18 protein-coding genes are annotated in these 19,639 nt (G+C 62.5%); 10 read left to right on the top strand and 8 right to left on the bottom strand.

Annotated elements, in window-relative coordinates:
- Nucleotides 1-358 precede the first annotated feature (358 nt).
- Both ABRP30_RS00165 and dprA read right to left on the bottom strand, forming a co-directional pair.
- Nucleotides 359-916, bottom strand: a complete 558-nt coding sequence (locus ABRP30_RS00165) for an L-threonylcarbamoyladenylate synthase (protein ID WP_241806671.1) — start codon at nucleotides 914-916, stop codon at nucleotides 359-361.
- Between the two features lie 37 nt (nucleotides 917-953).
- Nucleotides 954-2,051, bottom strand: a complete 1,098-nt coding sequence (dprA, locus tag ABRP30_RS00160) for a DNA-processing protein DprA (protein WP_267819928.1) — start codon at nucleotides 2,049-2,051, stop codon at nucleotides 954-956.
- A gap of 206 nt (nucleotides 2,052-2,257) precedes the next feature.
- Here dprA and def point away from each other — a divergent pair, with 206 nt between their 5' ends.
- From def to ABRP30_RS00135, 5 genes are read left to right on the top strand one after another with little or no spacing between them, the layout of a single operon-like run.
- On the top strand, nucleotides 2,258-2,764 hold the full coding sequence (gene def, locus ABRP30_RS00155; protein WP_241806669.1) for a peptide deformylase: 507 nt from the start codon (nucleotides 2,258-2,260) through the stop codon (nucleotides 2,762-2,764).
- A 60-nt stretch (nucleotides 2,765-2,824) separates the two neighbouring features.
- On the top strand, nucleotides 2,825-3,757 hold the full coding sequence (gene fmt / locus ABRP30_RS00150) for a methionyl-tRNA formyltransferase (RefSeq protein ID WP_267819926.1): 933 nt from the start codon (nucleotides 2,825-2,827) through the stop codon (nucleotides 3,755-3,757).
- A complete protein-coding gene (gene rsmB / locus ABRP30_RS00145; protein WP_267819923.1) occupies nucleotides 3,754-5,064 on the top strand; it encodes a 16S rRNA (cytosine(967)-C(5))-methyltransferase RsmB in 1,311 nt (436 codons plus the stop codon). The genes fmt and rsmB overlap by 4 nt, the downstream gene beginning before the upstream one ends.
- 23 nt (nucleotides 5,065-5,087) lie before the next feature.
- Nucleotides 5,088-6,461, top strand: a complete 1,374-nt coding sequence (gene trkA, locus ABRP30_RS00140) for a Trk system potassium transporter TrkA (RefSeq protein WP_241806666.1) — start codon at nucleotides 5,088-5,090, stop codon at nucleotides 6,459-6,461.
- A gap of 11 nt (nucleotides 6,462-6,472) precedes the next feature.
- Nucleotides 6,473-6,781: a tetratricopeptide repeat protein gene (locus tag ABRP30_RS00135; protein ID WP_267819921.1), complete on the top strand. Its 309-nt coding sequence runs from the start codon at nucleotides 6,473-6,475 to the stop codon at nucleotides 6,779-6,781.
- 271 nt (nucleotides 6,782-7,052) lie between these two features.
- On the opposite strand, the gene ABRP30_RS00130 is transcribed toward ABRP30_RS00135, so the two are convergent.
- Nucleotides 7,053-7,940: a lysophospholipid acyltransferase gene (locus tag ABRP30_RS00130; protein WP_241806664.1), complete on the bottom strand. Its 888-nt coding sequence runs from the start codon at nucleotides 7,938-7,940 to the stop codon at nucleotides 7,053-7,055.
- Nucleotides 7,941-7,981: 41 nt separating this feature from the next.
- Nucleotides 7,982-8,533 (bottom strand): DNA-3-methyladenine glycosylase I, encoded by a 552-nt coding sequence (locus ABRP30_RS00125; RefSeq protein ID WP_241806663.1) that lies wholly within the window; start codon nucleotides 8,531-8,533, stop codon nucleotides 7,982-7,984.
- 83 nt (nucleotides 8,534-8,616) lie between these two features.
- On the opposite strand from ABRP30_RS00125, the gene glyQ reads away from it, so the two are divergent.
- Genes glyQ through ABRP30_RS00105 form a run of 4 tightly spaced genes read left to right on the top strand, consistent with a single transcriptional unit; the run spans nucleotide 8,617 to nucleotide 12,974 of the window.
- Nucleotides 8,617-9,564 (top strand): glycine--tRNA ligase subunit alpha, encoded by a 948-nt coding sequence (gene glyQ, locus ABRP30_RS00120; RefSeq protein WP_012312032.1) that lies wholly within the window; start codon nucleotides 8,617-8,619, stop codon nucleotides 9,562-9,564.
- Complete coding sequence (glyS, locus tag ABRP30_RS00115; RefSeq protein WP_349975566.1) at nucleotides 9,561-11,612, top strand: glycine--tRNA ligase subunit beta; 2,052 nt, start codon at nucleotides 9,561-9,563, stop codon at nucleotides 11,610-11,612. The genes glyQ and glyS overlap by 4 nt, the downstream gene beginning before the upstream one ends.
- A gap of 3 nt (nucleotides 11,613-11,615) precedes the next feature.
- On the top strand, nucleotides 11,616-12,143 hold the full coding sequence (gene gmhB, locus ABRP30_RS00110) for a D-glycero-beta-D-manno-heptose 1,7-bisphosphate 7-phosphatase (RefSeq protein ID WP_241806661.1): 528 nt from the start codon (nucleotides 11,616-11,618) through the stop codon (nucleotides 12,141-12,143).
- A gap of 60 nt (nucleotides 12,144-12,203) precedes the next feature.
- Nucleotides 12,204-12,974 (top strand): 1-acyl-sn-glycerol-3-phosphate acyltransferase, encoded by a 771-nt coding sequence (locus tag ABRP30_RS00105; protein WP_241806660.1) that lies wholly within the window; start codon nucleotides 12,204-12,206, stop codon nucleotides 12,972-12,974.
- A gap of 177 nt (nucleotides 12,975-13,151) precedes the next feature.
- Here the strand turns inward: ABRP30_RS00105 and ABRP30_RS00100 are convergent, their stop codons facing one another.
- Together ABRP30_RS00100 and ABRP30_RS00095 are read right to left on the bottom strand one after the other, a co-directional pair.
- Nucleotides 13,152-14,771: an MFS transporter gene (locus tag ABRP30_RS00100; RefSeq protein ID WP_241806659.1), complete on the bottom strand. Its 1,620-nt coding sequence runs from the start codon at nucleotides 14,769-14,771 to the stop codon at nucleotides 13,152-13,154.
- Between the two features lie 97 nt (nucleotides 14,772-14,868).
- On the bottom strand, nucleotides 14,869-16,515 hold the full coding sequence (locus ABRP30_RS00095) for a GMC family oxidoreductase (protein ID WP_267819914.1): 1,647 nt from the start codon (nucleotides 16,513-16,515) through the stop codon (nucleotides 14,869-14,871).
- A 126-nt stretch (nucleotides 16,516-16,641) separates the two neighbouring features.
- Between ABRP30_RS00095 and ABRP30_RS00090 the strand changes: the two genes are divergently transcribed.
- On the top strand, nucleotides 16,642-17,529 hold the full coding sequence (locus tag ABRP30_RS00090) for a LysR family transcriptional regulator (protein WP_267819912.1): 888 nt from the start codon (nucleotides 16,642-16,644) through the stop codon (nucleotides 17,527-17,529).
- Here the strand turns inward: ABRP30_RS00090 and ABRP30_RS00085 are convergent.
- A complete protein-coding gene (locus ABRP30_RS00085) occupies nucleotides 17,518-18,336 on the bottom strand; it encodes a sulfite exporter TauE/SafE family protein (protein WP_241806656.1) in 819 nt (272 codons plus the stop codon). The genes ABRP30_RS00090 and ABRP30_RS00085 overlap by 12 nt on opposite strands.
- Nucleotides 18,333-19,604 (bottom strand): FAD/NAD(P)-binding oxidoreductase, encoded by a 1,272-nt coding sequence (locus ABRP30_RS00080; RefSeq protein WP_267819910.1) that lies wholly within the window; start codon nucleotides 19,602-19,604, stop codon nucleotides 18,333-18,335. The genes ABRP30_RS00085 and ABRP30_RS00080 overlap by 4 nt, the downstream gene beginning before the upstream one ends.
- Nucleotides 19,605-19,639 lie beyond the last annotated feature (35 nt).

Below are 19,639 nucleotides of genomic sequence, written 5' to 3'. Positions count from 1 at the left end.
CCGGGCATTTTCCAATCCAGGCAGGCTCGAAAGCCTCCCACGCACAGCCGCCATGGACTGTCATGGAAAAAATGCATACGGGCTACCACACCCGATCGCCAAGTTATTTGGCGACGGGTAGAGCCTAGAGACACTGGTTCCTACTGAACAGGTGATGGCAGGGGACGCGGCTCGAAGGATATTTCCCAATCCTCAAACCGGACAACCCTTCAAGACAAAATCAGAAAAATCTGCAGGGGTTTGCGGCCCCATCGCCGGCAAGCCAGCTCCCCCACCGACCACACCGGCTTCAAGCCTTGTGCAGAACCTGTAGGCGCTGGCGTGCCGGCGATCGTGGGCGAAGCCCTCGGCAGCGGTATCAGCCTGGGCGTACAACCTCGCCGGTTGCCAGATTGCGAATCACACTCGGGTTCTTCCGCCCCCCCAGCGCCCCGCCAAGCACCAGGTCCAGCTGGCCGTGGAAGTATTGCTCCACCCGCAACCGGGTCTTCGCCGCCGGGCGCCCGCCGGGGTTGCACGAGGTGGAAATCAGCGGCCCTACCAGTGAACACAGATCACGCACCACTGGGTGATCGCTGACCCGCAGCGCCACCGTGTCATGCTGCCCGGTCACCCACTCGGGCAACAGGTCCTGGTGCGGCACCAGCCAGGTGTTGGGCCCAGGCCAGGTGCTGCCCATGCGGTCGATCCAGTCTTCCGGGAAGTCCTCGAACAAAAAGTCGAACTGCCGGATGTTGTCGGCGACCAGGATCAGCCCTTTATCCACAGGCCGCGACTTGAGCGCCAGCAAGCGATACACCGCGTCCTCGTTCCAGGGGTCGCAGCCCAGGCCCCAGACCGCTTCTGTCGGGTAGGCGATCACCGCACCGGCCCGAATCTCACGCGCGGCTTGTTGCACACGCCAACTGCTCACCATTTGTGTCTCTCCGCATTTAAGCCATGCCGCAGTTTACTTAGCCAGCGCGGGCAAACCAACGCCCGGCTTCATTGGTCACCCGGCCATCGAGCTCCAGCTCGGTCAATTGCGCCAGTACTTGCGCCAAAGGCAGCTCACTGCAAGCCGCGAGTGCTTCGCTGGTCTGCGGCGCAGCATGCAGCAAGGCGAGTAGGGGATGCGACGGTTTATCCACAACGGCTGGCGGCAGGTTCTTCCAGCCCTGCAAGCTTTCCAGGATCTGACCCACGCTTTCAACCAGCAGTGCGCCGTCGCGAATCAACTGGTGGCAGCCCTTGGCGCCGGGGTGGTGGATCGAGCCGGGAACGGCATAAACCTCACGGCCTTGCTCGGCAGCCAGACGTGCGGTGATCAACGAACCGCTGGCCAGGCTCGCCTCTACCACCAGCACGCCGAGCGACAGGCCACTGATGATGCGATTGCGTCGTGGGAAGTTGCCTGGCAGCGGCCCGGCATCGAGCGGGTACTCGGAAACCAGCGCGCTACCGCTGTCGATCATCGCTTTGGCCAGGTCGCGGTGGCGCTGTGGATAAAGTTTTTGCAGCCCGGTGCCCAACACACCGATCGTGGCGCCCCCAGCCTGCAACGCGGCCCGATGAGCGGCACCGTCGATCCCCAAAGCAAGCCCACTGGTGATGGTGAACCCGGCCTGCGAGAGGCAACGGGAAAATGCCTTGGCGGTGTCGAGCGCCGGGGGTGAAGCACGCCTGCTGCCCACTATCGCCAGCTGTGGCTGTTCGAGCAAAGCCGGGTCGCCTGCGACGAAAAGCAGCGGCGGGGCATCATCGATTTCACCCAGCAGCGCGGGGTAGCCAGGGCTGTCCCACATCAGCAAATGCTGGCCCGGATGCTCTATCCAGGCCATTGCAGCCAATGCCCCATCGCGTACTTCGGCACTGCGCCGGGCGTCGATGGTGGCCTGGGCGACCCCCAGGGCACGCCAGGCGCCAGCCGGTGCACTGAGTGCAGAAGAAGCGCTGCCAAAGGCTTGCAACAAGGTGTGAAAACGACGCAATCCCGTCTCGGGGAGGCGGTGTAGACGTAGCCGCGCTTCCAGTTCGGCAGGCGGGCAAAGCGACGAATGGTGGAACGGCATGGAGATCATCCTTGATCGAAACAGGGCCATTTACGTGGCACAACCTGTGGATAAGTTTGTGGGTAACACTTTGAAAAGCTGTCTATTAAATGGACGCTATCAAGCCCATAGACACCCTAGACGAGCTTGCCAGGTGCCGAAATCTTCGATTCCCTTTATTATGTGTGCTCAGTTTTCAACCGAACGCACAGTGATTGCCTGACCCTATGGCCATTTTGAACATTCTCGAATTCCCAGACCCGCGCCTGCGCACCATCGCCAAACCGGTGACGGAGTTCGACGACGCCCTGCGCCAGCTGATCGACGACATGTTTGAAACCATGTACGAAGCGCCTGGCATCGGCCTGGCTGCCACACAGGTCAACGTCCACAAACAGGTTGTGGTCATGGACCTGAGCGAAGACCGCAGCGAGCCACGGGTTTTCATCAACCCGTCGGTCGAAGAGCTGACCCACGACATGGGCCAGTACCAGGAAGGCTGCCTGTCGGTGCCGGGCTTCTACGAAAACGTCGACCGCCCGCTGCGTGTGCGCGTCAAGGCGCAGGACCGTGACGGCAAGCCGTTCGAGCTTGAAGCCGAAGGCCTGCTGGCTGTCTGCGTGCAGCACGAGTTCGATCACCTTAACGGCAAGCTCTTCGTCGACTACCTGTCCCAGCTCAAGCGCGACCGGATCAAGAAGAAGCTGGAAAAGCAGCACCGCCAGCAAGCCTGATCCCCACCTTCCAGAAGGCTTGCTCCGGCAAGCCTTTTTCTTTTTTGAAGCGAGAACTCCATGCGCATCGTCTTTGCAGGCACTCCAGAGTTTGCCGCCGAACACCTCAAGGCCCTGCTCGACAGCCCCTACGAGATCGTGGCCGTCTACACCCAGCCCGACCGCCCGGCCGGCCGCGGCCAGAAGCTGATGCCAAGCGCGGTCAAAGCGTTGGCGGTGGCCCATGGCATCCCTGTGTTCCAGCCGCCAACCCTGCGCAATGAGGATGCCCAGGCAGAACTCGCGGCGCTCAAGCCGGATTTGATGGTAGTGGTCGCCTATGGCTTGATCCTGCCCCAGGTGGTGCTGGATATCCCGCGCCTGGGCTGCATCAACAGCCATGCTTCCCTGCTGCCACGCTGGCGCGGCGCGGCGCCGATCCAGCGCGCCGTGGAAGCGGGCGACGCCGAGAGTGGCGTTACCGTGATGCGCATGGAAGCAGGCCTGGACACTGGCCCGATGCTGCTCAAGGTGGTCACGCCAATCAGTGCAGAAGATACCGGTGGCAGCCTGCACGATCGCCTCGCCACAATGGGCCCGCCAGCCGTCGTGCAAGCCATTGCCGGCCTGGCTGATGGCAGCCTGCACGGCGAGGTGCAGGACGACGCCCTGGCCACGTACGCGCACAAGCTGAACAAAGACGAGGCGCGCATCGACTGGAGCCGCCCGGCCGTGGAGCTCGAGCGCCTGATCCGCGCCTTCAACCCCTGGCCGGTGTGCCACAGCACCCTGGATGGCGAAAGCGTGAAAGTGCTGGCCGCCAGATTGTGCACAGGGGAAGGCACCCCTGGCGAGATCCTGTCCGCCAGCAAAGACGGCCTCGTGGTCGCCTGCGGTGACCAGGCCTTGAGCCTTACCCGCCTGCAATTGCCTGGCGGCAAGGCCCTGGCCTTCAGCGACCTGTTCAACAGCCGCCGCGAGAAGTTCACCGCCGGCAAGGTGCTTGGCCAATGAACCCACGCCTCGCCGCCGCCCGTGCCTTGGCCGCAGTGCTCAGTGGCAAGGCCTCGCTGAACAGCTCGCTGCCTGCGCAACTGGACAAGGTCGAGGAACGCGACCGCGGCCTGACCCAGGACCTGGCGTTCGGTACCGCCCGCTGGCAGCCGCGCCTGGACCTGCTCGCCGCGCAACTGCTGCAGAAGCCGTTCAAGACCGCTGATGCCGATGTGCAGGCACTGCTGCTGGTAGGCCTGTACCAGTTGTTCTACACGCGCATCCCGGCCCACGCCGCCATTGGCGAGACGGTCGGTTGCGCCGACAAATTGAAAAAACCGTGGGCCAAGGGCCTGCTCAACGCCGTGCTGCGCCGCGCCCAGCGTGAAGGCGAGGCGCTGCTCGCTGGCATGGAACGCGACCCGGTCGTACGTACCGCCCACCCACGCTGGCTGCAGAAGGCGCTCAAGGCGTTCTGGCCCGAGCAGTGGGAAGCCATTTGCGCGGCCAACAACGCTCACCCGCCCATGATCCTGCGGGTCAACCGCCGCTACCACAGCCGCGATGACTACCTGGCCCTGCTGAGCGAAGCCGACGTTGGCGCCAGCGCCTGTCGCTTCAGCCGTGACGGCATTGTGCTGACCGAAGCCTGCGATGTGCGCAGCCTGCCGGGCTTTGCCGACGGCTGGGTGAGCGTGCAGGACGAGGCCGCGCAGCTGTCGGCCGACCTGCTTGAACTGGCTCCCGGCCAGCGCGTGCTCGATGCCTGCTGCGCCCCGGGTGGCAAGACGTGCCACCTGCTCGAGGCAGAAGCGGGCCTGGCTCATCTGGTGGCCATCGACCTGGAAGCCAAGCGCCTGGCGCGGGTGCGCGAGAACCTCGACCGCCTGCAGCTGGACGCCGAGCTGATCGCCTGCGACGCCCGTGACACCACCAGTTGGTGGGACGGCAAGCCGTTCCAGCGCATCCTGCTCGATGCGCCCTGCTCAGCTACCGGGGTCATTCGCCGCCACCCGGACATCAAGCTGACCCGTCAGGCTGATGACATTCCGGCGCTGGCCGCGCTGCAGGGGGAATTGCTCGATGCCCTGTGGCCGACCCTGGAGGTGGGGGGCATGTTGCTGTACGCCACCTGCTCCAGCCTGCAGACCGAGAACACCGAAGTGATCGAGGCCTTCCTTGCCCGCACTCCGGGCGCCCGTGAGCTGGACCTGGCCACCGACGCTGGTATCCGCCAGCCCCATGGCCGCCAGCTGCTGGCCCAGGAAGGCGGCCATGACGGCTTCTACTATGCCAAGCTGATCAAGATCGCCGCCTCGCGCGGTTAAGAAAAAGGGTTAGGGAGTAGCGGATGAAGATCATCATCCTTGGCGCAGGCCAGGTAGGCGGTACGCTGGCAGAGCATCTGGCCAGCGAAGCCAACGACATAACTGTGGTCGATACCGACGGCGACCGCCTGCGTGACCTGGGCGACCGCCTGGATATCCGTACCGTGCAAGGCCGCGGCTCGCTCCCGACGGTCCTGCGCCAGGCCGGCGCCGATGACGCAGACATGCTGGTTGCGGTGACCAACAGCGATGAAACCAACATGGTCGCCTGCCAGGTCGCCTATTCGCTGTTCCACACGCCCACCAAGATCGCCCGCGTGCGTGAATCGGCCTACCTGACCCGCGAAGAACTGTTCGACAACGACCATATCCCGGTGGACGTGCTGATCAGCCCCGAGCAGGTCGTGACCAACTACATCAAGCGGCTGATAGAACATCCAGGTTCGCTGCAGGTGATCGACTTTGCCGAGGGCAAGGCGCAGCTGGTGGCGGTCAAGGCCTATTACGGCGGCCCATTGGTGGGCCAGCAACTGCGCCAGATCCGCGCGCATATGCCTAACGTCGATACCCGTGTGGCAGCGATCTTCCGCCGTGACCGGCCGATCACCCCACGGGGCGACACGGTGATCGAGGCCGATGACGAGGTGTTCTTCATCGCCGCGAAGAAAGATATCCGCGCCGTGATGGGCGAGCTACGCCGCATCGACGAGACCAACAAACGTGTGGTCATCGCCGGGGGCGGGCAGATCGGTGAGCGCTTGGCCGAGGCCATCGAAAGCCGCTATCAGGTGAAGATCATCGAGATGAGCGCAGCCCGTTGCCGGCACCTCTCCGACACCCTGGAAAGCACCGTGGTGCTGCAGGGCAGCGCCTCGGACAAGGACCTGATGCTCGAAGAGAACATTGCCGATGCCGACATCTTCCTGGCCCTGACCAACGATGACGAGGCGAACATCATGTCGTCACTGCTGGCCAAGCGCCTGGGCGCGGGCAAGGTGATGACGATCATCAACAACCCGGCCTATGTAGACCTCGTACAAGGCGGCGAAATCGATATCGCCATCAGCCCCCAGCTGGCTACCATCGGTACCTTGCTGGCGCACGTGCGCCGTGGCGATATCGTCAGCGTGCACTCCCTGCGCCGGGGTGCGGCCGAGGCCATCGAGGCGGTGGCACACGGCGACTCGAAGTCGAGCAAGGTGATCGGCAAGGCCATCGAAGACATCACCCTGCCGCCGGGTACCACGATCGGCGCCATCATCCGCGACGAGCAGGTGCTGATCGCCCACGACGATACAGTGATCGAGTCGGGTGACCACGTGATCCTGTTCGTTGTGGATAAAAAGCACATTCGCGACGTGGAGAAGCTTTTCCATGTCGGCTTGAGTTTCTTCTAGAGGAGGCGGGCATGCGCGAATCGCTGGAGAAGATGCTGGCCAAGGGTGTGGATAACCCGCTGCTGCGGTTTGGCCTGGGCAAGGCCTGGCTGGACGAGGGCAATGGCGCCGAAGCGGCGGTGCATCTGGCCCGTTGCGTGGAACAGGACCCAACGTATTCGGCAGCGTGGAAGCTGCTTGGCAAGGCGTACCAATTGCAGGGTGACCTGACGGCGGCGCGCAGGGCCTGGGAGGACGGGGTCTTGGCGGCGCAGGCCCATGGGGACAAGCAGGCCGAGAAGGAAATGGCGGTGTTTCTCAAGAAGCTGAACAAGGTCTGAAGTGCCGGGGCTGCTGTGCAGCCCATCGCCGGCAAGCCGGCTCCCACCGGGTTTGCGCTGTGCTTGAGAACAGCGCAGTACCTGTGGGAGAGCAGGGTATCTGTGGAACCAGCGAGGTACCTTTGGAAGCAGCGGTTTTTTTGTGGGAGCCGGCTTGCCGGCGATAGGGCCGGTAAATTCGGTGCAAGACTCAAGCCCCCGCAAAGCTAATCCTCGCAAGCGTGCCATCCGCCCTGATTGAAAACCCAGGACGAAGGCGCCCCCAACAACCTCAATACCAGCGCGGCTCGCCCGCCGGGCGCTTCTTGAAGCGCTTCATGCTCCACATGTACTGGCTCGGGTATTGGCGCACATAGCGCTCGACCACCTTGCTCATGGCCGCCGCCGACACGTTCACATCCGTGCTGTACATCTCTTCTGGCGCAGCTTCCAGAAACACCTTGAAGCCCGAGCCATCCGGCAAGCGCAGGGCATGCAGGAACACCCCCACCGCCTTGCCACCGGCCAGCATGTTCGGCACGAACTTGCTGGTCAGCGCCTGGGTGCCCAGGAATGGCACGAACACGCCGGCCGATTCCGCAGGCTCCGGGTCGGCGGGAATCCCCACCTGCCCACCGCGGCGCACCTCCTTGATCACGCTGAGGATGCCTTCCTTGGTCGAAGGCGCGACACGGTTGCCCATCTGTACCCGCTGTTCACGTAGCAGGTCATCCACAGCCTTGAGCTTCGGCGGGCGGTAGAAGATGATCGGTTTGCACTGGTTGCAGTAGAAGTGGTTGAGCACTTCCCAGTTACCCAGGTGGCTGGTGATGCCGACCACACCCTTGCCTGAGGCCAACGCCTGCTCCAGCACTTCCAGGCCGTGCACTTCCTTGACCAGATCAAGCGAACGCTGGGGCGGCCAGATCCAGGCACAGGCACTTTCGACAAAGGATTTGCCGATGTCTCTCAGGGCACGGCCGACCAGTTGCTCGCGCTCGACCGGGTCCATCTCAGGGAAACACTTGGCGAGGTTGATGCGCACGACATTGCGCGAACCGTTGGGGACTTTCCACATCAGCCAGCCGATCCCGGCGCCGACGCGTTGCACTGCGCCCCAGGGCAGCTTGGCAAACAGACGCAGCACCCCGACCATCAGGGCGCCTTTGAACTTTTCCACAGGCCAGTTCCTTATTTCAGCAAGGCGCGCATTGTAACCCTTCAGCGCAGCAAGGCGGCGTAACGATCACAATCGGTGGTGTGATCCATGACCATGCCGGTAGCCTGCATGAAGGCGTAGCAGATGGTCGGGCCGACGAAGGTAAAGCCGGCTTTGAGCAGCGCCTTGCTCATCGCCTTGGCCTCGTCGGTGACCGCCGGCACTTCGCTACGGGCAGTGAAATGGTTGATCTTCGGCTCGCCGCCGACGAACGACCACAGCCATTCGGCCGGGTTATCCACAGCCAGCCAGGCCTGGGCGTTGCGCCGCACAGCCTTGAGCTTGAGGCGGTTGCGGATGATGCCGGCATCGAGCATCAGCTCTTCGATGCGCTCATCGCTCATCTGCGAAAGCTTCACCGGGTCGAAGCCGTGCAGCACCTCACGATAGCGCTCGCGTTTACGCAAGACGGTGATCCATGAAAGCCCCGCCTGGAACCCTTCGAGCAAAAGCATCTCGAACAGCAACGCCGGATCACGCTGCGGTGTTCCCCATTCCTGGTCGTGGTAGGCCTGGTACAACGGATCGTCGGTACACCAAAAGCAGCGTGGCATAAGGCTCCAATGAGTAGAGGGCGAGGCGAATCAGGTTATACTCCCGCTCTTTACATCCGCATCCCCAGATACAGGTGAATTTCGTGAGCCAGCCTACGCCAGCCGTGCGTACCTTCCAAGACCTGATCCTCGCCCTGCAAAACTACTGGGCAGCTCAAGGTTGTGTGGTGCTTCAGCCCTACGATATGGAAGTAGGCGCCGGCACTTTCCATACCGCTACATTCCTGCGCGCCGTCGGCCCAGAAACCTGGAACGCCGCCTACGTGCAGCCCAGCCGTCGCCCTGCCGACGGGCGGTATGGCGAAAACCCCAACCGCCTGCAGCACTACTACCAGTTCCAGGTGGTGCTCAAGCCCAACCCGGCCAACTTCCAGGAGCTGTACCTCGGCTCGCTGAAAGCCATCGGCCTGGATCCGCTGGTCCACGATATCCGTTTCGTCGAAGACAACTGGGAATCGCCGACCCTGGGCGCCTGGGGCCTGGGCTGGGAAATCTGGCTCAACGGCATGGAAGTGACCCAGTTCACCTACTTCCAGCAAGTAGGCGGCATCGAGTGCTACCCGGTCACCGGTGAAATCACCTACGGCCTGGAGCGCCTGGCCATGTACATCCAGGGTGTCGACTCGGTGTACGACCTGGTATGGGCCGACGGCCCGTTCGGCAAGGTCACCTATGGCGACGTGTTCCACCAGAACGAAGTGGAGCAGTCGACCTACAACTTCGAGCACGCCAACGTCGAGAAACTGTTCGAGCTGTTCGACTTCTACGAAAGCGAAGCCAACCGCCTGATCAAGCTGGACCTGCCGCTGCCGACCTATGAAATGGTGCTCAAGGCCTCGCACACCTTCAACCTGCTCGACGCCCGTCGCGCCATCTCGGTGACCGAACGCCAGCGTTACATCCTGCGTGTGCGTACCCTGGCCCGGGACGTGGCGCAAAGCTATCTGCAAGCCCGCGCACGCCTGGGCTTCCCGATGGCCACCCCTGAACTGCGTGACGAAGTGTTGGCGAAGCTGGAGGCTGCACAATGAGTGCTCAAGATTTCCTGGTAGAACTGGGCACCGAAGAGCTGCCTCCCAAAGCCCTGGCCACCCTCGGTGACGCTTTCCTGGCCGGCATCGAAAAAGGCCTGCAGGCCGCTGGCCTGAACTACACCGGCAAGCAGGTGTACGCCGCGCCGCGTCGTCTGGCCGTGCTGATTCGCCAGCTGGATGTACAGCAGCCTGACCGTAGCATCAATATCGACGGCCCGCCCCTGCAGGCTGCCTTCAAAGACGGCGAGCCGACCCAGGCTGCCTTGGGCTTTGCCAAGAAGTGCGGGGTAGAGCTGTCGGAAATCGACCAGAGCGGCGCCAAGCTGCGCTTCTCCCAACACATCCCGGGCAAAGCCACCGCCAGCCTGCTGCCGACCATCGTCGAAGATTCGCTAAACGACCTGCCGATCCCCAAGCGCATGCGCTGGGCCGCTAGCCGTGAAGAGTTCGTGCGCCCGACCCAATGGCTGGTGATGCTGCTGGGCGATCAGGTGGTTGACTGCACCATCCTTTCGCAGCAAGCCGGCCGTGAGTCCCGTGGCCACCGCTTCCACCATCCGCAGAACGTGGTCATCACCACCCCGGCCAACTACGTCGAAGACCTGCGCAAAGCCTACGTGCTGGCCGACTTCGCCGAACGCCGCGAGCTGATCGCCAAGCGCACCAGCGAACTGGCCATGCAGCAGGAAGGCACTGCCATCGTGCCGCCGGCACTGCTGGATGAGGTAACTGCGCTGGTGGAGTGGCCGGTACCGCTGGTGTGCTCGTTCGAGGAGCGCTTCCTCGAGGTGCCGCAGGAAGCCTTGATCACCACCATGCAGGACAACCAGAAGTACTTCTGCCTGCTGGACAGCGAAGGCAAACTGCTGCCGCGCTTCATCACCGTGGCCAACGTCGAAAGCCGTGACCCCAAGCAGATCGTCTCGGGTAACGAGAAGGTAGTGCGCCCGCGCCTGACCGACGCCGAGTTCTTCTTCAAGCAGGACAAGAAGCAGCCGCTCGAAACCTTCAACGAGCGCCTGAAGAACGTCGTCTTCCAGGCGCAGTTGGGCACCGTCTACGACAAGGCCGAGCGTGTATCCCGGCTTGCCGCGTACATTGCCCCGCTGATCGGCGGTGACGCCCAGCGCGCTGGCCGCGCCGGGCTGCTGTCCAAGTGCGACCTGGCCACCGAGATGGTCGGCGAATTCCCAGAAATGCAGGGCGTTGCCGGTTACTACTACGCGCTCAACGACGGTGAACCGCAAGACGTCGCCCTGGCGCTGAACGAGCAGTACATGCCGCGTGGTGCTGGCGCCGAGCTGCCGCAGACCCTGACCGGTGCTGCGGTGGCCATCGCCGACAAGCTCGACACTCTGGTCGGCATCTTCGGCATCGGCATGCTGCCCACCGGCAGCAAAGACCCGTATGCCTTGCGCCGCGCCGCCCTGGGCGTGCTGCGTATCCTGATCGAGAAGCAACTGGACCTGGACCTGACCCCTGCGGTCGAATTCGCGGTCAAGCAGTTCGGTGCCCAGGTCAAGGCCGCCGGCCTGGCCGAGCAGGTGCTGGAGTTCATCTTCGACCGCCTGCGTGCGCGTTACGAAGACGAAGGCATCGACGTTGCCACCTACCTGTCGGTTCGTGCCCTGAAGCCGGGTTCGGCTTTGGACTTCGACCAGCGTGTGCAGGCCGTGCAGGCCTTCCGCAAGCTGCCCGAAGCCGAGGCGCTGGCCGCGGTGAACAAGCGCGTGTCGAACCTGCTGGGCAAAGCCGAAGGCGCCATTGCCGAACAGGTCGAGCCGAAGTACTTCGACAACGCCAACGAGTTCTCGCTGTACTCGGCGATCCAGCAAGCCGACCAGGCTGTGCAACCGATGGCCGCTGCACGTCAGTACAGCGAATCGCTGGCCCGCCTTGCGGCCCTGCGTGATCCGGTCGACGCCTTCTTCGAGGCCGTGATGGTCAACGCCGAGGACGCCAAAGTTCGCGCCAACCGTTATGCCCTGCTCAGCCGCCTGCGCGGCCTGTTCCTGGGCGTTGCCGATATTTCGCTGCTGGGGTAAGCCTTGAAACTGCTGATTCTCGATCGTGACGGGGTGATCAACCAGGACTCCGACGCCTACATCAAGTCGCTGGAGGAGTGGATACCGATCCCCGGCTCGATCGAGGCCATTGCGCAGTTGAGCAAAGCGGGCTGGACGGTGGCCGTGGCCACCAACCAGTCCGGCATTGCCCGTGGCTACTATTCGCTGGCAACACTCGAAGCCATGCATGCGCGTCTGCGCACGCTGGTGGCAGAGCAAGGCGGCGAAATCGGCCACATCGTGTATTGCCCACATGGGCCGGACGAGGGTTGTGAATGCCGCAAGCCCAAGCCCGGCATGTTGCGGGCTATCGCCGAACATTATCAGGCCGACCTGCGCGGCGTATGGTTCGTCGGCGACAGTAAAGGTGACCTGGAGGCCGCCCTGGCCGTCGGTGCACAACCGGTGCTGGTGAAAACCGGCAAAGGCGAGCGCACGCTAGAAAAGGGCGTCGCGCAAACCACACTGATTTTCGACGATCTGGCAGCTATCGCCAGAGAACTAATCTAAACAATGCGCCTGAGGGCGCATTTTTATCAGGCGGGCAAGCCCGCAACGGTACATGCCACTATGTCGATCCTGCAGGCGATCAGAATCTTTCTTTTTTACCTGCTGCTGGGCACCAGCTCGCTGCTGTGGTGCTCGCTGAGCTTTTTTATCGCGCCATTTTTGCCGTTTCATAAGCGCTACCGCTTCATCAACGTCTACTGGTGCCGTTTTGCCGTGCTGCTGGCGCGGGTGATCCTGGGTATCCACTACAAGGTCACGGGTGCCGAGAATGTGCCCAAGGAACCCTGTGTGATCCTGTCCAACCACCAGAGCACCTGGGAGACATTCTTCCTGTCAGCCTATTTCTCGCCATTGAGCCAGGTGCTCAAGCGTGAACTGCTGTACGTGCCGTTCTTTGGCTGGGCCATGGCCATGCTGCGGCCGATCGCGATCAACCGCGACAACCCCAAGGAAGCGTTGCGCCAGGTGGCGAGCAAGGGTGACGAGTTGCTCAAGCAGAAGGTTTGGGTGCTGATCTTCCCGGAAGGTACTCGGGTACCCTTTGGCACCGTGGGCAAGTTTTCCCGTGGCGGTACCGCGCTGGCGGTCAATGCCGGGCTGCCAGTGCTGCCGATCGCGCATAACGCCGGCAAGTACTGGCCCAAGTCAGGGTGGGGCAAGCGCTCCGGCACCATCGAGGTGGTGATCGGGGAGCCGATGTATGCCAATGGCACCGGCCCGCGTGCCATTGCAGAGCTCAATGACCGTGCCGCAGCCTGGAACGAAGCGACTCAGCGGCGCTTGGGTTCGTTGCCACCGGTGGATGAAAAACCGCACGAGCAGATAGCCTGACGATCTGTGGATAACTTGTTAGCAATTTTTCGACGAAATACCTCACTCGATAGCTAAGCCTATGAATTAGCTATATATTTTTGTGTATGACATTTTCCTGAAAATCGTGCATAAGTTTTTTTGAGGCATAAGAAAACCGGCTTTTACAGCCGGTTTTTTTATGGCTTCAAGACATCATCAGACCTTGTCGATATCCACGTCTCTGGTTTCTTTCAGGCAGAAGATGCCCACCACCAAGCTGATCCCGGTGACCAGCACCGGGTACCACAAGCCGTAGAAGATATCCCCGGTATACACCACCAGCGCGAACGAAACCGTGGGCAAGAAACCGCCGAACCAGCCATTGCCAATGTGATAGGGCAGCGACATCGAGGTATAGCGGATGCGCGTCGGGAACAGCTCCACCATGACTGCCGCCAGCGGCCCGTAGGTCATGGTTGCGATCAGGATCATCGCAACGATCAGCACCACTACCATCACCTGGTTGACCTGCGAGGGGTCTGCCTTGGCTGGGTAACCTGCTTGCTCGATGGCGTTGCGCATGGCTGATTCGTCAAAACCGTTAATGGTCTTGTCGCCAATGTTCACGACCACTTGGCTGCCCGCGACATTCACCGAGCTGTAAGGCAGGCCCTGTTTGACCAGGAAGGTCTTGACCTTGTCACACGGGCTGTCGAAACGCGCCTTGCCGACTGGGTCGAACTGGAAGGTACAACCTTGCGGGTCAGCGGTGACCACGATCGGCGCCTGACGGCTCGCGGCGTCGATCTGCGGGTTGGCGTAGTGGCTCAGCGCCTTGAACAGCGGGAAGTACAACACCGTGGCCAGCAACAGGCCGAGCATCAAGATAGGCTTGCGGCCGATGCGGTCGGACAGCCAGCCAAAGAACACAAAGAACGGCGCACCGATTACCACACTGATGATGAGCAAGGTGTTGGCCTGGGAAGGATCCATCTTGAGCATCTGGGTCATGAAGAACAGCACATAGAACTGCGCCGTATAGAACGTCACGGCCTGGCCGGCGTTGATGCTGAACAGTGCGGTAAGCACCACTTTGAGGTTTGGCCAGGAAGTGAACGACTCGCGGATTGGCGACTTGCTGACCTTGCCCTGGGCCTTCATTTTCACGAAGGCCGGCGACTCGTGCATGCTCATGCGGATCCAGGTGGAAATGCCCAGCAGCACGATCGACAGCAGGAACGGCAAGCGCCAGCCCCAGGTCTCGAACTGATCGCCGCTGATGTAGCGGCTGCCCAGCACCACCAGCAATGACAACAGCAGCCCGAGGGTGGCAGTGGACTGGATGAAGCCCGTGTGCAAGCCACGCTTGCCGGGCGGTGCGTGTTCGGCCACATAGGTCGCCGCGCCACCATACTCGCCCCCCAGCGCCAGCCCCTGCAGCATGCGCAACACCACCAGAATGATCGGCGCGGCAATGCCGATGCTTGCATAGGTGGGCAGCAAGCCAACGGCAAACGTGGATAGCCCCATCAGCACGATGGTGATCAGGAAGGTGTATTTTCGCCCGATCATGTCACCCAGCCGGCCGAACACCAGCGCGCCAAAGGGCCGTACCAGGAAACCAGCGGCGAATGCCATCAGGGCAAAGATGAAAGCGGTGGTGTCGTTGACGCCAGCGAAGAACTGCTTGCTGATCACCGCCGCCAGCGCACCGTAGAGAAAAAAGTCATACCACTCGAAAACCGTCCCGAGGGATGACGCGAAAATGATCTTGCGTTCTTCACGACGGCTTGGGCTGCTCGCCGTCGCCCCCTGTTCTTGGATGTAATCCGACATCGTTGCTGTCCTCGGCCCGCAGGCCACAGTGATTATTCTTGTTGTTCCACTGTCGGCAGCTTCTGACCGCAAGCTGCCGGTACTGCACGCACCCGGGTCAGGGCGTCGGTAACGCGTCTTCGTTCAGGCAGGTTTGCGTCGCTGCTCCCTTGAGAATGAGTTGGGCCGCCTTTTCGGCGATCATCAGGGTGGGTGAACAAGTATTGCCAGAGGTGATCTGCGGCATGATGGAAGCATCCGCGACCCGCAGGCCGGGGATGCCGTGCACCCGCAGCTGGTTATCCACAACGTCCAGGGGGCCGTTGCCCATACGGCAGCTCCCGACTGGGTGGAAGATGGTGGTGCCGATCTTGCCGGCCGCTTCGAACAGCTGCTCCTCGGTCTGCAGGGCAGGGCCTGGCAGGTATTCCTTCGGCTCGAAAGCGGCGAGGGCAGGGGCCTGGACGATGCGGCGTGTGATACGGATGGCCTCGGCGGCAACGCGCAGGTCTTGAGGGTCGCTGAGGTAGTTGGGGTCGATCAGTGGCGCGCTGTTCATGTCCGAGCTACGGATGTCGATGCGCCCACGGCTAACCGGGCGCAGGTTGCAAACCGAAGCGGTGAAGGCAGGGAAGCGGTGCAGCGGCTCGCCGAAGCGTTCCAGCGACAGCGGTTGTATGTGGTATTGCAGGTTGGCGGTGCGCTGCTCGGGGCTGGAGCGTACGAACGCCCCGAGCTGGCTCGGGGCCATGGCCAGCGGGCCACTGCGGTCGTAGAGATAGCGCAGGCCCATGCCCATCTTGCCCCACAGGCTGTTGGCCATCTGGTTGAGCGTTCTGGTATTGCCGATCTGATAGATCAGGCGCAATTGCAGGTGGTCCTGCAGGTTGCCACCGACACCGGGCATGTCGTGCCGTACACCGATGCCGAGCGTTTCCAGCAACCTGCGCGGGCCAATGCCGGAGCGCTGCAGAATGCCGGGCGAACCCACCGCCCCTGCACACAGGATGATCTCGCGGCGCGCCGCGAACTCGTGCCAGGCGCCGCGCCAAAATGCTTTCACTGCGCGGGCGCGGGTATTGTTCAGCAGCACCTGATCAACCTGGACGCTGGTCAACACGGTTAGGTTGGAACGGTTATGCACAGGCCGTAAGAACGCCTTCGATGCGTTCCAGCGCACACCGCTGCGCTGGTTGACCTGAAAGTATCCACAGCCTTGGTTGTCGCCGGTATTGAAATCATCAACCTTGGCGATACCGCTCTGTTCGGCAGCGTCTCGGAATGCATCGAGGATCGGCCAGCTGTAGCGCTGGCGCTCCACCCGCCATTCGCCCGTGGCGCCATGGTGATCACTGCTGCCTGCAAAATGATTCTCACTGGCCTTGAACAGCGGCAGCACGTCCTTCCAGGCCCAGCCGTCGTTGCCCTGTTCGGCCCAATGATCATAGTCCGCAGCCTGGCCACGCATGTAGATCATGCCGTTGATCGATGAGCATCCCCCCAGCACCTTGCCCCGGGGATAACCCAGGCTGCGACCATCCAGGCCGGTCTGCGCTTCGGTCTTGAAGCACCAGTCAGTGCGGGGGTTGCCGATGCAGTAAAGATAACCGACGGGGATGTGAATCCAGGGGTAATTATCGCGGCCCCCAGCCTCCAGCAGCAAGACGCGGCAGGACGGGTCGGCGGACAAACGATTGGCCAGCAGGCAACCGGCAGGGCCAGCGCCTACGATGACGTAGTCGAAGACAGAATCGGCTGATGGCATGTGCAACCTCGCGCCTGATTTTTATTCTTGTCGTCGTACATCTTATTGATTAATTTCGCTGAGGAAACACGAGATTTCGCGCAGCCGTTGTGCGTTTTAGCACAGCGACAAACAGGGAAAGGATGCATGTTCGACTGGAATGATCTGCGGTTTTTCCTCGAGTTGCAGCGCAGTGGCCGCCTGCTCAGCGCTGCCAAGCGTCTCAACACGACCCATAGCACGGTTGCTCGGCATATCGAAAGCATCGAGAAATGCCTGGGCACGCCGCTGTTCGTGCAACACGCGCAGGGGTACGAATTGACCCCCTCCGGCCAGGCGTTGCTCAAGCACGCAGAAGCCATGGAGAATGTCGCGTTGCTGGCGCAGGAAGAAATCACCCAGGCGATCACGCCGCTGGGCAAGATTCGCCTTGGGGTCACCGAAGGCATCGGCATCATGTTCTTCACCCCACGCATGAACGCGCTGTTCGAACGGTATCCGGGCCTGGAAGTGGAGCTTGTGGCCGTGCCTCGCTTCGTCAGTATCCTCAACCGCGAAGCGGAAATCAGCATTCACCTGGAGCGCCCCAGTGCCGACCTGCTGATCACCCGCAAACTCACAGACTACCGCCTAGCCTTGTATGCCAGCCAGGCTTACTTGGACCGCGCCCCGCCTTTACGCAACCGTGAAGACCTGGCCCGGCACAGCTGGATCGGCTATGTCGACGACCTGTTGTTCAGCCAGGAGCTGCTGTTTCTCAACAGCTTCTGCCGGATGCCCAATGTGGCCTTTCGCAGCACCAGCGTGATCGCCCAGCAAGCCGCTGCGCGCGCCGGCCTGGGCATCGCAGTGCTGCCCAATTACATGGCTCGCCAAGACCCGACACTGGTACGGGTACTACCCAGCGAAACCATCCAGCGCAGCTACTGGATATGCACCCGGCGTGAGTTGCACAAGTCGGTACGCCTGCGGGTGGTCTGGGATTACCTGCTGGCGCTGTGCGCGCAGGAGCAGGCCGAGCTGCTAGCCGAGTAGCGCCTTACCGGCCAGCAGCAGGGCAGCCCCAAAGCCCACCACCGAGAACAGCTGCTGCAGGCGAGGCCCGGCCAGCCGGGTTGCCAGTGGCCGGGCCAGCAGCAGGCCAAGCACCGCCCCCACGGCAAAAGGTGCGCCGACCTGCCAGTGCATCACCCCGGCCAGGCTGGCGCTGACCACGCTACCTGTGGACACCAGGGCGATCACCGCCAGCGAGGTCGAAACGATGCTCTTCATGCGCAGGTTGGTGTAGCGGTTCAAGGCAGGGATGATCACGAAGCCACCCCCCACCCCCAACAAGCCGGACAACAATCCAGAGAGTGCTCCGGTGATGGCCAGCGCCCGCGCGCAGGGCAGTGTCCAGCGCAAACGGCCCTGCAGCGGGTTGAGCACGCACGGCTCGATGAAACGGTGCGCGCCGTTGGTCTCGCCACGCAGCTCACTGGCAGCCTTGCGCCAGATGCGCAGGCACGCGTAAACCAGCACGCCGGCGAACACCAGGGCCAAGGGGGTATCGGGCAGACGATGAGCGAGCATCAGCCCGAGCGGTGCAGCGACGATGCCGATCAGGGCGATGAACAGCGCGGCGCGGTAACGCACCAGCCCTTGGCGCAAGCCGAGGATCGCCCCTACGCCAGCGGCAAGACCTACAGCAAGAAGGCCAATCGGCGCAGCTTCGGCCATAGACAGGCCAAGACCGAACACCAGCAGCGGCACGGCCAGGATGCCGCCCCCCGCCCCAGTCAACGCCAGCACTGCGCCAATGATGGCGCCCAGCCCGGCACCGAACAGTTGATGCTCGATCACTGGGCTGCCTCGGCAGCCAGCGGCTTGGGCCGCGCCAACCACTCCCGCCCCTTGAGCATGCCTTGCCAGTACAGCGGCGGCAGCACTCGCGCCTTGAGCAGCCAAGCCAGACGCGTTGGCTGGCATCCATCCAGCAGCCAGCGCGGAAAGCTCGGCGCGACCTTGCCGCCATAGGTGAACTCGGCAAGCACAATCTTGCCGCGCTCGACCGTCAACGGGCAGGAGCCATAGCCATCGTACTGAGCAAGGTCAGCCAGCCTGCCTAACCCCACCAGCACGTTGTTGGCAACCACCGGCGCCTGCTTGCGCGCAGCGGCTGCGGTCTTGGCGTTGCTGGTGCCGGCCACATCGCCCAGTGCATGGACGTTGGCAAACTGGCGATGACGCAGGGTATGCGGGTCCACATCGACCCAGCCAGCGGCATCGGCCAATGGGCTTTGACGAATGAAGTCCGGGGCAACCTGCGGCGGCACCACATGCAGCATATCGAAGGCTTCAGTGCGGGTTTCAGTGCTGCCATCGGCCAAGGTGCGGACAAAGGTGGCGCACTTGTTGGGGCCATCCACTGCCACCAGACGGTGGCTGTAATTGAGGTCTACACCGTACTTGTCGATGTAGGCCATCAGGGCCGGTACGTAATCGGGCACACCGAACAGCACAGCACCGGCATTGAAGAAGCAGGCTTTGACATCGCCCAGCCGCCCCTGGCGCAGCCAGTGGTCGCAGGACAGGTACAGCGCTTTTTGCGGCGCACCGGCGCACTTGATCGGCATCGGTGGCTGAGTGAAGAGGGCGCGGCCTTGCTTCAGGTTCTGCACAAGCTCCCAGGTGTAGGGTGCCAGGTCGTAGCGGTAGTTGGAGGTAACGCCGTTGCGCCCCAGGGTCTCACTGAGCCCGTCAATGGCAGCCCAATCGAGCTTGAGGCCAGGGCAGACCACCAACTGTTCATAGCTGATGGTGCGACCCTCTTCGAGCATGACCAGCTGGGCCTGCGGGTCGAACCCCTGCACGCGCGCCCTGATCCAGCGCACGCCACGGGGAATGGTCGAGGCCATGGTACGTGCGGTGCTCGGCGCCTTGAACACACCGGCACCGACCATGGTCCAGCCGGGCTGGTAGTAATGAATGTCGGCTGGGTCGACCACCGCGATATCCAGTGACGGGTCGCGGCTGATGAGGCTGGCAGCAGTGGCGATTCCGGCAGCGCCGGCACCGACGATGACCACCTTGTGGTGGTAAGAATCAGTAGGGGACAACAAGGCAGGCATGGCGTAAATCCTGGAAAATCCAACGATGGGGTGGG

This window comes from Pseudomonas sp. WHRI 8519, from assembly GCF_040224055.2.
Taxonomy (GTDB): Bacteria; Pseudomonadota; Gammaproteobacteria; order Pseudomonadales; family Pseudomonadaceae; genus Aquipseudomonas; species Aquipseudomonas putida_X.
This window is presented reverse-complemented; position numbering and strand designations above follow the sequence as displayed.